The 13,388-nt window shown below is 60.2% G+C and carries 13 protein-coding genes; 10 read left to right on the top strand and 3 right to left on the bottom strand.

Annotated features, from left to right (window positions below; translation table 11 throughout):
• A partial coding sequence (locus ABHR75_RS07725; protein ID WP_346964033.1) for an SIS domain-containing protein occupies positions 1-517 on the top strand: 517 nt, incomplete at its 5' end.
• 284 nt (positions 518-801) lie between these two features.
• On the opposite strand, the gene ABHR75_RS07730 is transcribed toward ABHR75_RS07725, so the two are convergent.
• Entirely contained in the window at positions 802-1,503 is a 702-nt protein-coding gene (locus ABHR75_RS07730) for a GntR family transcriptional regulator (RefSeq protein WP_226798320.1), read from the bottom strand.
• Between the two features lie 193 nt (positions 1,504-1,696).
• On the opposite strand from ABHR75_RS07730, the gene ABHR75_RS07735 reads away from it, so the two are divergent.
• The 3 genes from ABHR75_RS07735 (at position 1,697) to ABHR75_RS07745 (ending at position 4,875) form a co-directional block, all read left to right on the top strand.
• A complete protein-coding gene (locus ABHR75_RS07735) occupies positions 1,697-2,731 on the top strand; it encodes a YeiH family protein (RefSeq protein ID WP_346964034.1) in 1,035 nt (344 codons plus the stop codon).
• A 266-nt stretch (positions 2,732-2,997) separates the two neighbouring features.
• On the top strand, positions 2,998-4,215 hold the full coding sequence (locus ABHR75_RS07740; protein WP_346964035.1) for a helix-turn-helix domain-containing protein: 1,218 nt from the start codon (positions 2,998-3,000) through the stop codon (positions 4,213-4,215).
• 84 nt (positions 4,216-4,299) lie between these two features.
• The gene (locus tag ABHR75_RS07745; RefSeq protein ID WP_346964036.1) at positions 4,300-4,875 is read left to right on the top strand and encodes a hypothetical protein; all 576 of its coding nucleotides are present in this window, start codon (positions 4,300-4,302) and stop codon (positions 4,873-4,875) included.
• Positions 4,876-5,103: 228 nt separating this feature from the next.
• Here the strand turns inward: ABHR75_RS07745 and ABHR75_RS07750 are convergent, their stop codons facing one another.
• The gene (locus ABHR75_RS07750) at positions 5,104-5,625 is read right to left on the bottom strand and encodes a nitroreductase family protein (RefSeq protein ID WP_346964037.1); all 522 of its coding nucleotides are present in this window, start codon (positions 5,623-5,625) and stop codon (positions 5,104-5,106) included.
• A gap of 293 nt (positions 5,626-5,918) precedes the next feature.
• Here ABHR75_RS07750 and ABHR75_RS07755 point away from each other — a divergent pair, with 293 nt between their 5' ends.
• The 4 genes from ABHR75_RS07755 to ABHR75_RS07770 all read left to right on the top strand — a co-directional run bounded on the left by ABHR75_RS07755 (position 5,919) and on the right by ABHR75_RS07770 (position 10,617).
• Entirely contained in the window at positions 5,919-6,209 is a 291-nt protein-coding gene (locus tag ABHR75_RS07755; RefSeq protein ID WP_006235631.1) for a hypothetical protein, read from the top strand.
• A gap of 181 nt (positions 6,210-6,390) precedes the next feature.
• Positions 6,391-6,891 carry a MarR family winged helix-turn-helix transcriptional regulator gene (locus tag ABHR75_RS07760; RefSeq protein ID WP_022094370.1) on the top strand — a complete coding sequence of 167 codons (501 nt, stop codon included), beginning with the start codon at positions 6,391-6,393 and terminating at the stop codon, positions 6,889-6,891.
• A complete protein-coding gene (locus ABHR75_RS07765; protein ID WP_138375060.1) occupies positions 6,891-8,615 on the top strand; it encodes an ABC transporter ATP-binding protein in 1,725 nt (574 codons plus the stop codon). Before ABHR75_RS07760 ends, ABHR75_RS07765 begins: the two co-directional genes overlap by 1 nt.
• 1 nt (position 8,616) lies before the next feature.
• Positions 8,617-10,617 (top strand): ABC transporter ATP-binding protein, encoded by a 2,001-nt coding sequence (locus ABHR75_RS07770; protein ID WP_346964038.1) that lies wholly within the window; start codon positions 8,617-8,619, stop codon positions 10,615-10,617.
• A 110-nt stretch (positions 10,618-10,727) separates the two neighbouring features.
• Here the strand turns inward: ABHR75_RS07770 and cysE are convergent, their stop codons facing one another.
• Entirely contained in the window at positions 10,728-11,432 is a 705-nt protein-coding gene (gene cysE, locus ABHR75_RS07775; protein ID WP_035138740.1) for a serine O-acetyltransferase, read from the bottom strand.
• Between the two features lie 223 nt (positions 11,433-11,655).
• Here cysE and ABHR75_RS07780 point away from each other — a divergent pair, with 223 nt between their 5' ends.
• Both ABHR75_RS07780 and ABHR75_RS07785 read left to right on the top strand, forming a co-directional pair.
• Positions 11,656-12,294 carry a DedA family protein gene (locus tag ABHR75_RS07780; protein WP_138113555.1) on the top strand — a complete coding sequence of 213 codons (639 nt, stop codon included), beginning with the start codon at positions 11,656-11,658 and terminating at the stop codon, positions 12,292-12,294.
• Positions 12,295-12,591: 297 nt separating this feature from the next.
• A partial coding sequence (locus ABHR75_RS07785; RefSeq protein ID WP_346964039.1) for a branched-chain amino acid aminotransferase occupies positions 12,592-13,388 on the top strand: 797 nt, incomplete at its 3' end.

The following is a 13,388-nucleotide window of genomic DNA, read 5'->3' on the forward strand; positions in this document are numbered from 1 at the left end:
CGATACGGCCGAGCAGATCCAGTGGATTTTGGACACGCAGACCGAGGCCGTGCACGAGGCCGCCCTGCTGTGCAAGGATGCGCAGTCGGCGCTGTTCGTGGGCCGCGGTATGGATGCTGCCATCTCCTACGAGGGCGCACTCAAGCTCAAGGAGGTCAGCTACCTGCACGCCGAGGCGTATGCTGCCGGCGAGATGAAGCACGGCCCCATCGCGCTGATCGATACGGGCTTCCCCGTCATCGCCGTGGCCACCAAGAGCGCCACCTACGACAAGACCGTGTCGAACCTTATGGAGTGCAAGGCGCGCGGTGCCAAGGTCATCGTCGTTGCCACCGAGGGCGACGAGGAGATCAACAAGATCGCCGACTGCATCATCCGCGTGCCGGCCGTCCGCGACGTGTTCAGCCCCATCACGGCGAGCGTCCCGCTGCAGCTGCTCGCCCGCGAGGTCGCCATCCTGCGCGGCTGCGACGTCGATCAGCCCCGTAACCTCGCTAAGAGCGTCACAGTAGAGTAGTTGGTTCCGCCGTTCTACCGAACGGCGGACCTGCCGACGCTGCGCGGGCCGCATTCACGCCAATCTGACGTTCAATTTTGAGGGTGCGACCAGAAGGTCAGCGCTCTCTCATTTCGCGTCACCTTGGCGCAAATGCGGCCCACTCGCTGCTAGTGACTGACATCGAGCGTTCCGTCATTGGCGCGCTTTAACGACTAAGGCTCAGCCCCGTTGTGGCGGAGTCGGGCCTTATTGCATTTGCCCAGATAAAACCTGCCAAAATAAACCTGTCCCTTCTTGGCAGGTTAGCGGAGCTTGCTGGTCTCGAAGTACTCGGGGAACTGGTCCAGAACCTCAGTTTGGTTACGGAACATCATGTGCAGGTGCTTGCTGACCAAAAAGCTCGCCTCGATGGGGTCGCGGCCGGCGATGGCGCGGCGGATTTGCTTGTGCTCGTTAACAGTCTCCTGATTGTCGAGCGTCTGCGTGGCGGCGCGCAGCCAGCGGAAGCGCTCCAGGTCGGCATTGGTCGCCTCGAGCCAGGACCACACGGTACTGCGACACGCGATGCTAAAGATCATGCGGTGCATGAGGTTGTCGCTTAAAAAGAAGCCGATGCGATCCTCCTCGGCCATGGTCTTTTCCTGCAGCGCGATGGCTCGGTCGAGCTGCTCGATGCCTGCCGAGGTGGCACGGGCGCAGCACTCCACAATCACCTGCTTTTCCAAGTGCTCGCGAATGTAGCAGGCGCTCTCGGCAAGAGTGAGGTTGATGGGCGAGACATAGGTGCCGCTTTGGGGCACGGTACGCACCAGGCCCTCTTGCGCCAGGCGCACCAGCGCCTCGCGCACAGGGGTTCGCCCCATATCAAGGTCGTCGCAAAGCTGTTTGACGCCCAGCTTTTCGCCCGGCTTGTAGTCCAGGTAGACGATTTTGCGTCGAATGGTGTGGTAGGACTGGTCCTGTAGGCTCGTTTCCTGCTCGCCGACGTGCATCGATTCTTCCATAGTGCCTCGCAACCGTTCTATCACACTGATATGTCAGCTGTTAATTATGACGCGAATCAGCTCTCCGCGGTGGGTAATTCGACTGTTGCCCGAGAACTATTGCGGTGCCTTAGTCTGTGTTTGCACACGGCTGTGCTCAATGTTGCCGTATCATAAGCCGTCGCAAACGTGAAATAGAAAGAAGGAATCCCATATGCAACTGTCGAATATCGTACGCGATCGCTGGAAGGGCGTCTTGTTCTGCCTGATCGTCGCCATCCCCGCGACGTTGCTCGGCAAACAGATTGAGGTGGTCGGCGGGCCGGTGTTTGCCATCCTCTTTGGCATGGTCCTGGCGCTCGTCTTTCCCAAGAATCGTCGCGAACAGCTCGCCGCCGGTGTCACCTATACGTCTAAAAAAGTCTTGCAGTACGCGGTAATCCTGCTTGGCTTTGGCATGAACCTCTCGCAGATTCTGTCCAAAGGCGCCCAGTCGCTGCCGATTATCGTGGCGACGATCTCGACCTCGCTTGTCATCGCCTTCGTGCTCTGCCGCGTTATGAACGTGCCGGGCAAGATCGCGACGCTCGTGGGTGTGGGTTCGTCGATTTGCGGCGGTTCTGCCATCGCCGCGACCGCGCCCGTCATCGATGCCGACGATCGCGAGATTGCCCAGGCTATTTCGGTCATCTTCCTGTTTAACGTTATCGCGGCGCTCGTGTTTCCGACGCTCGGCGGCATGCTCGGGCTGACCAACGAGGGCTTTGGCCTGTTTGCCGGCACCGCCATCAACGACACCTCGTCGGTAACGGCTGCGGCGAGTGCCTGGGACAGCATGCATCCCGGCGCCAATGTGCTCGAAAGCGCCACAGTGGTCAAGCTCACCAGGACGCTGGCCATTATTCCCATTACGTTGGCTCTCGCATGCTGGCAGATGCATCTGGCGCGCAAGGCCGGCGGCGACGCCAAAAGCACGTTCTCGCTTAAACGCGCGTTTCCCACGTTCGTGCTGTTCTTTGTGCTGGCGAGTGTAATCACCACGGTGCTTCAGCTTCCTGCATCCATTACGGCGCCTATCAAGGAGCTGTCGAAGTTCTTTATTGTGATGGCTATGGCGGCTATTGGCTTTAATACCGATATCGTCGAGCTGGTCAAAAAGGGCGGCAAGCCCATTGCATTGGGCTTTTGCTGCTGGATTGGCATTGCGTGCATGAGTTTGGGAATGCAGCACGTGCTGGGAATCTGGTAGAGAAGTAGCTTATTTGCGTGCTGCATGCTGGTGCGCGCATACCTGCGGTGGAGCGATAGGAGCTCTTGCGGGTATGGCTTGTCCGCAGGTTTATAGGTCCCGAAGAGCTCTTATCGCCCCGCCAGGATGGCGATGCGGGGCAACTCATATACTCGCAGGACAGCGGCTTCTGCCCTATAGTGTTTGGTGAGTAATATCGTTCAATTTTGAAACACTCGCCCGTGCGCCCGTCGACGGTTGCACGTCGCTGCGGACAGGGGCAAATAATGGATAGCGATGCCAAGCTGAACATCTTGACCGAGGCCCTGGCTGCTGCCGGGGCCTCGGCATTGGCAATCGATGCGCGTGGGGACGTCACGATCTCGACCGTGAATGACGCGGCGCTTGAGCGGGATGTGGCGGCTTTTGTCGCCGAGCGCCTCGACCGTATAGGAGACGGCGCGCGTCTGGTTATGGGGCGTGCGGGTACGCGCCTGAGCCTGACCGTTCGCCCCACCGACAAAGAGGGCGGGGGACTTTGGGTCGTCGTGGTCCGCGAGGTGCGCGGTGCCGCGGCGCATGCGGGCATCGAGTGGCTCAACGCCGACGAAGTTGAGGCCCGCTATGAATCGAGCGCGTACGGCATCGTTGAGGGTGCCGCTGCGGTAGCTGCACCGGTTTCCGAGAGCTATGCGCGCGGCGTGCCCCTTATGCTCGAGGGCGAGCTGGGCGCGGGCCAGATCGAGATCGCCAAGCGCCTCTATCTGGACGGTCCTTTTGCCGATCAGCCCTTTGTTTCCGTCGCGCTCGATGAACTCACCGATCGCGGTTGGCGCCATGTGCTCAAAAGCTCCGAATCGCCGCTGTTCCAAACGGGGCTGACACTTTGCATTGAGGGCTGGAATGCGGTTGGTCCCCAGCGCCTTCGCGAGCTCGTTTCCACGATGGCCGACACCGCGTTGGCGACGCGCTGTCATGTGGTGCTGACGGCGAATGACATGCCGGGCGGCAGCGAAAGTGATCAAGCCGCCTTTGTGACCGAGCGCTTCGCCTGTGCGGTGAGCGTGGCGCTGGCAATCGCCGAGCAGGGAGCCGCGTCGACGAAGGTCGCGCGCTATTTGGAATATCTCGCTGATGCATTTGGGACGGCAGCGCCCACGCTGTCTGCCACGGCGACGAAGACGCTCGATGCTTACCGCTGGCCGCGCAATTATCTGCAGCTCCGCGAGGTCTCGGAACGACTGTATATATTGGTGGGGGCGGGCACGGTGGACCGCGCTGTGGCGGAGGAAGTGCTCGCCCAAGAGGACGTGATTAAGACCGCAACCTTTGGCGCCCCGACACTCGAAAGCGACCTGTATATTCTGCGACCGCTGGCCGATACCGAGCGAGATATCGCGCATCTGGTTGTAGACCATCTCCACGGTAACCGAACCCGTGCGGCGGAGGTGCTGGGCATAAGCCGTACAACGCTGTGGCGCTTGCTGAAGGACGATGACCGTTGAGCGAGGCGCCCGTGACCGCGCGCGACGCATGTGCTACAGTCCAAAGCGTTATTGTTTCGATTTGGTTACGGCGTGCGAGGGCATATGGCTGAGACTTCAAAACCGAGCCGCAGAAGGCGGAGCGCCGCGCCGGTTAACCGACGCACGACATCGGTGACGTGGGGCAAACACGCCTCGGGGTTTGATGGCTCGTTCAAGCGCACTAAATACGGCTATCCTTCGGCAAGCGCCCGCTTGGCAATGCAGGCAGAGTCCTCGCTGTTGGGCCGCAAACGCGTGGTGGGCTCAAAGCTCAAGCACGACGGAACGCTTGGTTACATCAGCCGCGGGGCGGCTCGCCGCAGCGGGCTCAATCCTGCTGGTTGGCATCGTTATGTTCCGATCGTGGCCGCCGTTGCAGTGATCGTCATCGCGCTCGCTGCGCTCGGATATGCCGGCGGTGGCGCCAACTTGGACGCAATGTTTAAATCGCCCGAGCTCGCGCATGCGGGCACAGAAGTTGTCGAGGGCGCACAGACCCAGACGGGCGTTGCGCCCCAGCGCGGTATCGTTGCGGCGGCCTCCACCATCGCCGATGCGCAAAAGGACGAGGACGAACAAGGCGATGGCGCCGAAACGGCCCAGACGAACGAAACGACGACAACGGCGACGTCAATATAAGTTGCGAGTGGGGCAGCAAATTTGGGACGGGGCTTTTTTAGCTGCCCAAGACAGTGGCTCATTCGATGTCAGTCGCCAAAAGCGAGCGAGCCGCATTTGCGCCAAGGTGACGTGAAATGAGAGGGCGCTGACCTTCTGGTCGTGCCCTCGAAATTGAACGTCAGATTGGCGTGAATGCGGCCCGCGCAGCGTCAACGAGCCCGCCGTTCGGTAGAACGGCGGAACTAATTACCTTACGTAGATGATGTTGTCGCGGCGCGGCTTTGCCTCGGGTAGCGTGTCCTCGGCGTAGCCAAGAATGCAGTTACCGACACCGCGCAGGCTGCCGTCGGCGGGCAGGCCCCAGCTGGCCAGCAGCTCCAGGCCCTCGGGCGAGTCAAAGACCTCATGCGCGCGGTGAATCCAGCACGAATCGACGCCCAGCGCATAAGCGGCGTTGAGCAAGTTGCCTATGGCGAGCGAGCCGTCTTCCAGATGTGTGGGCACGCTGCGGTCAACCAACACCACAACAACGGTCTTGGCGCCATAGAAGGGGTCGCCGTTGCTGCCCATGACCTGGGCGTTGAGCTGTGAGAGACGCTCGACGGTCGCGGGGTCGGTGATGGCGACAAACGTCACCGGCTGGCGGCCCATGCCGCTCGGTGCATATTGGCCGGCTTCGATAATACGTGCAAGCTTTTCGGCCTCGACGGGACGATCGCTGTAGTTGCGGCAGCTGCGGCGGTGAATGAGTGCTTCGATAGTCTCCATGGTGTCTCCTTGCGGTGGCGTTGCAGATGCCCCGTTCATACCCGCCGGGCTTAAACGATAGACGGTCAATTGCCCGGCCAAAAGGATAGATTCCAATTGAGAAAGAGGTTTGCATAAAAGTACCTTCAGAATGTGACAAACCAATGGGATGGTTAAACGTTTTATCCCGTCTACCCTGCGGTTTTTTACCACTTGCCTAAATGACGAACGCATAACCTCTGATAAAGGTTTTACTAAAGGAGTACCAACGTTTATCAATGCGCCGTGGTGGCGCCGGGCCAGGAGGTAACATCATGTTCCAGGCTGGAGATGTCGTCGAGACCGATTTCGAAGGATTTCTGAAGCTGCTGCGTTCCAAGACGCGCGCTTTCGTGTCGATCAACGATCACGAGTACTACATCACGCACACCGATGGCTATTGGCGTGTTCAGGATTGCGAGGCCCTCAACGACAAGGGCCACTTTACTGACTGTTCTGAGTTGGTCAACACGGTCTGCGAGGTCGTCGAGCTGCCGTGGATTGCCGGCAAGAGCCTGCATGACAGCTTCTCGGGCGCTACGGTCTATGAGGCCGTCGCCGCTTAACAGGCAATAAAACCCGATTTTCACGTGACCGCTGGCGCCGCCCCCGCGCCGGCGGTCTTTTTCTGCCGATAGGCCATAAAAATGCACGCATTTGCGGAGAGCCTGTTGACGATAGTCAAAACTCGGACTAATCTAGAGACACATAATTGGTCAAAAATCGGACAATTGAATGGTGGGATAGATGAATAGTGCGGTTACGCTGGTCGACTTCGATCGGTTGCTCAATGGACTCGACCATATCTATTCGGAGTTCTCGCGCGCCTGCGGCCTTTCGGACTGCGCCTACTGGATGCTCGTCGACACGAGTGCAGCGGGCGGAAGCGTTGCCGTGAGTCGGCTGACGAGTGAATGGTTCTACAGCAAACAGACCATCAATTCGGCGATCAAGACGCTTAGGGCGCGAGGGCTTGCGACGTTGGAGTTTGCCGAGGGCAGTCGTAAAAACAAGGTTGTACGACTGACCGAAGAAGGCGTGCGGTTTGCCAAGCGCTACGCGTTGCCGGCGCAAAAAGCCGAGCAACAGGCATTCGAGGCGCTCGAGCCGTGGGAACAGTGCGAGATCATGCGCTTGGTCGGTAAGTTCTCCCATGTTCTTAACGAAGAGTGCGAGGCATTTAAACGGCAAGTGGCCGCCGAGAACGAGACTGACGATAAGGGCGAGGGGGACGCATGCGACTCTTAATGAGGTTTATGAGGCCGTACCGCGGTCTGATTGCGGTGACGCTGTTTGCGGTGCTGATAGATAACGTCGGTACGCTGTTGGTTCCCACGATGCTGGCGAACATGGTCAACACCGGTATTACCACGGGTGATGTCGACTATATATTACGCAACGGCCTGTACATGCTTATCGCGACCGGCATGGCCAGCGGCGGCACGGTGCTGGGCTGCTATCTTTCGGCGCGCCTGGCCGCCAACGTGGCCTGCGATATCCGCAATGCCGTGTACGACAAGTCGCTCGAGCTGTCCGCCAGCGACTTTGAGCGCTTTGGCACGGGTTCGATGATCACGCGCTCGCTCAACGACATCAACGTGATTCAGCAAGCTGTCCTTCAGACGATTCAGCTGGTGCTGCCGGTGCCGTTCTTGGCCGTGGCAGGCATCATTTTTGCTTGGTTCATCGATCCCGCCATGGGTACGCTGCTGGGCGTGGTGGTTGCGATCGTGCTGGTGGCGGCGGTCTTTACCGTTGCCAACGCCGCGCCGATCTTTATGCGCCTGCAGAGCTTTATCGACCGCATGAACGTGGTGCTGCGCGAGAACATCGTGGGCGTGCGCGTCATCCGCGCATTTAACAAGGAGCGCCACGAGGAGCAGCGCCTGGACGAGGTGTTTAGCGATTACGCGGCCAATGCCATCAAGGTCAACCACCTGTTTGTGGGTCTCGACAGCTCCAGCTTCTTTTTGATGAATATCGCCGAGGTGGCGGTGCTGTGGGTGGGCGGCAACCGCGTGGGCGTCCACGCCATGCAAATCGGTAGCATCTCGGCCGTGCTGGAGTACGCGATCCTGATCCTGTTCTTTGTGATGACGGCGCAGATGGTGATTCTGACGCTCCCACGCGCCGCCGCATGCCTGAACCGTGCGCAGCAGGTGTTGGAGATTGAGCCGAGCATCGTGGACGGCAAGCGCACGCTGGACACGTGCGCGGCGGAGTCTGTTGACGGTGCCGACGCGGTGGCCGTGTTCGACCACATGTCGTTCCGTTTTGACGATGCCGACGAGGATACCCTGTGCGACCTGAGCTTTGCCTGTCGCCGTAGCCAGACCACGGCGATTGTAGGCTCGACGGGTTCGGGCAAGTCGACGGTGGCCAAGCTCCTGCTTCGCTTCCACGATGCCACGAAGGGCGCCATTCGCCTGAATGGCATCGATCTGCGCGACCTTTCGCAAGACGACATCCGCGGGCGTATCGCCTATGTGCCGCAGAAGGCATGGCTGTTCTCGGGTACGGTGGCGAGCAACCTGCGCTTTGGCAACGAAGACGCGACTGAGGCTGACATGCTCCATGCGCTGGAGGTTGCCCAGAGCACCTTTGTGCTCGACCAGCCCCAGGGGCTCGATACGCCGGTGGCCCAGGGCGGCACGAACTTCTCGGGTGGTCAGCGCCAGCGCCTGGCGATTGCCCGCGCACTCATGAAGCATGCCGATCTATATATCTTCGACGACAGTTTTTCGGCCCTGGACTTTAAGACCGATGCGGCACTGCGCCATGCGCTGCAGGACGAGACGTGCGATGCCGCGGTGCTCATCATCGCCCAGCGCATCTCGACTATTTTGCATGCCGATCAGATCGTGGTGCTCAAAGACGGCGAGATCGTGGGCCTAGGCACGCACGACGAGCTCATGGAAACCTGCGAGGTGTACCGCGCAATCGCGGAATCGCAGATGAAGGGAGGTGAGTAGCATGACCGAGGAGCTCAAGAAGCAGGGCATCGTCGATGGCGCTGCGGTTGTAGAGACAGTCGAGGAGACGGGCGTCGCGCCCGACCTGGACGAAGCCGCCAAGGCGGCGGAGCGCGAGGCTCGCCGCCAAGCGCTCTACGAGGAAAACGAACGTGCCGAGGACGAGCGCGCCCGCGCCGAGGCAGAGCGTATGCGCGACGTGGACGACGAAGACGAGGACGAGACGCCTCGGGATACCTGGGCGACGGTGCGCCGCCTGTGGAGTGAGGCTGCCGGCGACCATTGGCGCTTCTATATCGTGTTCGCGAGCATTGTGTTCTATGTCATCTTTAACACCGCCGCGCCGGCATATAGCGCCCGCGTGATCGATGAACTGTGGGGCCACATTCAGGTGGCGTTTGCCAACGACACCACTTTCAGCATCACCTGGGAGAACTGCGGCAAGACCATTTTCGTCTACTTTATGATCTGGACTGCCGCTGCCTCGTTCTATGCGCTCCAGAGCTTTTTGATGTCGAGCGTCGCTGAGCGTCTCAATCTGCGCCTGCGCAACCGCATCGCGCAAAAGCTCAACCGTCTGCCGCTCGCCTATTTTGACGCGCATCGTCCCGGCGAGGTCGTCAGCCGCGCGACCAACGACCTGGACAAGATGTCCGAGAGCATGCAGCGCGGATTGCTGCAGCTGCTCGTGTCGATCGGCACGGTTGTTGGTGCTGTGAGCGTGATGTTCGTGTTTAGCGTGCCGCTCACGCTGGTCTTTTTGTTCTTTATGGCGTTGTCGCTGCTGGTGACCAAAGTGGTCTCACGTCGCACGCATGACGTGACCGGCGAGCGCCAGGAGTGGGTGTCCAAGATTACGAGTGCGGTCGAGGAAGGCTATTCGGGCCGTCTGGTGATCCGCGCGTTTAACCGCGAACGCCAAAGTTCTGCCGAGGTGCACCAGGCCTCGGGCGAGCTGGCACGCGTGAGTGCCAAGGCCGACTTTATGATCAATGCCGTCGGCCCTGCGGTGCGCTTTATCGGCCGTTTGGCGCAGATCGTGATCGCGCTGGTGGGCTGCAGCATGCTGGTTGCCGGTCACATGACCGTCGGCGTGTTCCAGGCGTTCTTCCAGTTTATCTACGAGGCGTCCGAACCCATGACGCAGCTGTCGTTTACCTTCAACTCGCTGCAGAGCGCGTTGGCGAGTGCGGAGCGCGTGTTCGACCTGCTCGATGAGCCCGAGATGGAGGCCGATCCGCTGCCGGACGAGGCCGCCAAGCTGCCGGGTCGCGTTGAGGGTCGCGTCTCCTTTGAGCACGTGCGCTTTGGTTATTCGCCCGACAAGCCGCTTATGCACGACGTGTCGTTTACCGCCGAGCCGGGCCAGAAGATTGCCGTGGTGGGAACCACGGGCGCGGGCAAGACGACGCTCATCAACCTGCTCATGCGCTTCTACGAGATTGACGGCGGGCGTATTACGCTCGACGGCGTGGATACGAGCCGCATGGACCGCGGCGAGCTACGGCAGCAGTTTGGCATGGTGCTGCAGGACGCCTGGCTGTTCGATGGCACGATTGCCGAAAACATCGCCTACGGCTGTCCCGAGGCGACGCGTGAGGAGATCGTGGCGGCTGCGCGCGCCGCGCAGGTCGACTTCTTTGTGCGCACCATGCCGCAGGGCTATGACACGCGCGTGGCCAACGATGCCGAAAGCATCAGCCAGGGCCAGCGTCAGCTGCTGACCATCGCACGCGTGCTGCTCAATAACCCGGCGATTCTCATCCTGGACGAGGCGACCTCAAGCGTGGATACGCGTACCGAGCTTGCCATCGGTCGTGCCATGGACGCGCTCATGCGCGGGCGCACGAGCTTTGTGATCGCGCACCGCCTGTCGACGATCGTGGACGCCGACCTGATCTTGGTCATGGATCACGGCAACATTATCGAGCAGGGCACGCATAAGGAGCTGCTGGCTGCCGAGGGTGCCTACGCCGACCTCTATCTGAGCCAGTTCGCATAATGTGACAAAGGGACAGTCTCTTTGCCACATCACAAATAAGGCGCGCCGGGGATGAATTCCCTGGCGCGCCTTTGCGTTGATGCCGATGTCGTTTTGTGCCGCTTGCGTTCCTAGCGTTCGTCCACGAGCTTGGCGACGAGGGCCTTGAGCTCGGCCACCTCTCGCTCGAGTTCCTTGACGCGGCGGGCATTCTCGGTGATGCCCTGGCGGTTGAGGGCGGACTGCTCGGCGGCGTCATCGGGCATGTACTCGCGATGCTGCTTGGCGTCGAAACTCTCCTCGAACACACGGCAGCCGTTGCGCTTGATGATGCGTCCCGGCACGCCCACGACGGTGCAGTTGTCGGGGACGTCCTTAACGACGACCGAGTTGCCGCCGATCTTGACGTTGTTGCCGATGCGGATGTTGCCGAGCACCTTGGCGCCCGTGCCCACCGTGACATTGTTGCCCAGGGTGGGGTGACGCTTGCCGGTCTCGTTGCCGGTGCCGCCGAGCGTGACGCCCTGGTAGAGCACACAGTTGTCGCCCACAATGGTGGTCTCGCCGATGACGACGCCCATGGCGTGGTCGATAAAGAAGTGCTTGCCAATCTGCGCGGCAGGGTGAATCTCGACGCCGGTGATGTGGCGGGTGATTTGCGAGAGCACGCGGGCGAGCGAGCGATGACCGTGCTCCCACAGCCAGTGCTCGGGCACGTGGTTCCACTTGGCGTGCAGGCCAGGATAGGAAAGAAAGATGACCAGACCGTTTTGCGCGGCGGGGTCCTGCGCCTGGACGGTCTTGATGTCCTCGCGAATGGTATTGATAAAGCTCACCGGCCGCCCTCCCTTAGCGCCATGGCAATGCGATTCAATAAAGTATAGCGATTCGCTAGGGATTAAAAAGGACAATCTTGGCGGCTTTGCGCTACAAGTGTCAGTTATGCAAACTTGCTGGTAATGGAGTCATGCTTTTGTGGGGTTGCGCACGAGGGGGCACCGCAACCGTATACTGGTCAACTTGGACGTATCCGCGCCCACAACTGAGAGGTTTTACTTCATGGGTTTCATCAATTTTATTGCCGAGCTGCTTAAGGACCCGCGCACCGCGATCGCCAGCTGGATCGCCGCCGGCCCGCTTATGGCCTACGGCTGCGTGTTCCTGATCATCTTTATCGAGACGGGCGTGGTGTTCTTCCCGTTCCTTCCCGGTGATTCGCTGCTGTTCGCCTCGGGTTTCTTTGCCCACAACGGCGGCTTTAACATCGTGGCGCTTCTGGCCACCGCATGGGCCGCTGCCATTTTGGGCGATCAGTGCAACTTTATGATCGGTCACTTCTTTGGCCGCAAGATCATCGCTTCGGGCAAGGTCAAGGCCATGACGCCCGAGCGCATCAAAAAGTCCGAGGACTTCTTGGACAAGTGGGGTCACCTGGCCATCTTCCTGGGTCGCTTCTTCCCGTTTATCCGCACCTTTGTGCCCTTTATCGCTGGCATGGGCGGCATGCACTGGCGCAACTTTGTCGTCTTTAACGTGCTGGGCGGCATTACCTGGTCGACGGTCTTTACGCTGCTGGGCTACTTCTTTGGCGGCATTCCCTTTGTGCAGGAGCACTTTGAGCTGCTGATTATCGGCATCGTTGCCGTGTCGATCATCCCGACCGTGGTCGGTCTAGTTAAGGCCAAGCTGGGTAAATAGAACGCCTAGCTCGAGCCAGCGCGCAGACCGTACAGTTGAGGCCCGTCACCGCTTACGGTGGCGGGCCTTTTTGCTTCGGTCAAATGAAAATACTTTACTTAGTTAAAGAAAAGCGTTTTATCAGACGCGTGCGGGGAGTACAATCTCGTGCATGCGAATCGACGTGCCATCGGCTTTGATGCTGCTCGCGTGTCCCGTCCGGCTCTACGCTCCGGGCGTGCGACGTTGCGACGCGGTCGGCCTCGGTCCTTGCGTGCGGGTTCGCGAGTATGCAACTGTGTATGTAAGGAGCGACATATGACTGTCGAGAAGAAGGATATCGATTGGGGTAGCCTCGGCTTTGGCTACATGAAGACCGATTACAGCTACGAGGCTCATTGGAAGGATGGCGAGTGGGACGAGGGCGGCCTGACCACCGACCACACCCTGCATGTCTCCGAGTGCGGTGGCATCTTCCATTACTGTCAGGAGGTCTTTGAGGGCCTGAAGGCCTACACCGCCGAGGACGGCAGCATCGTCTGCTTCCGCCCCGACATGAACGCCGAGCGTATGTATAACTCTGCCCAGCGCCTCGAGATGCCCCCGTTCCCCAAGGACAAGTTCGTTGAGGCCGTCAAGCAGGTCGTTTCTGCCAACGCCGCGTGGGTTCCGCCCTTCGGCTCCGGTGCGACCCTGTACGTGCGTCCGTTTATGATCGGCTCCGGTGACGTGATCGGCGTGGCTCCCGCTCCTGAGTACACGTTCCGCATTCTCGTGACCCCGGTCGGTCCGTACTTTAAGGGCGGCCTCAAGCCCGTCAAGCTGCGCGTTTCCGAGTATGACCGCGCCGCACCGCACGGCACCGGCAACATCAAGGCCGGCCTGAACTACGCCATGTCCCTCAAGCCCACGATGGAGGCCCATCGCGAGGGCTATGCCGAGAACCTGTATCTCGACTCCGAGTCCCGCACCTATGTCGAGGAGACCGGCGGCGCCAACGTCCTGTTCGTGAAGGAGGACGGTACGCTCGTCGTTCCGCAGTCGCACACCGACTCCATCCTGCCTTCCATCACCCGTCGTTCGCTCGTTCAGGTTGCTCAGGACCTGGGTATGAC

Source organism: Collinsella aerofaciens (genome assembly GCF_039752955.1).
Taxonomy (GTDB): domain Bacteria; phylum Actinomycetota; class Coriobacteriia; order Coriobacteriales; family Coriobacteriaceae; genus Collinsella; species Collinsella aerofaciens_BI.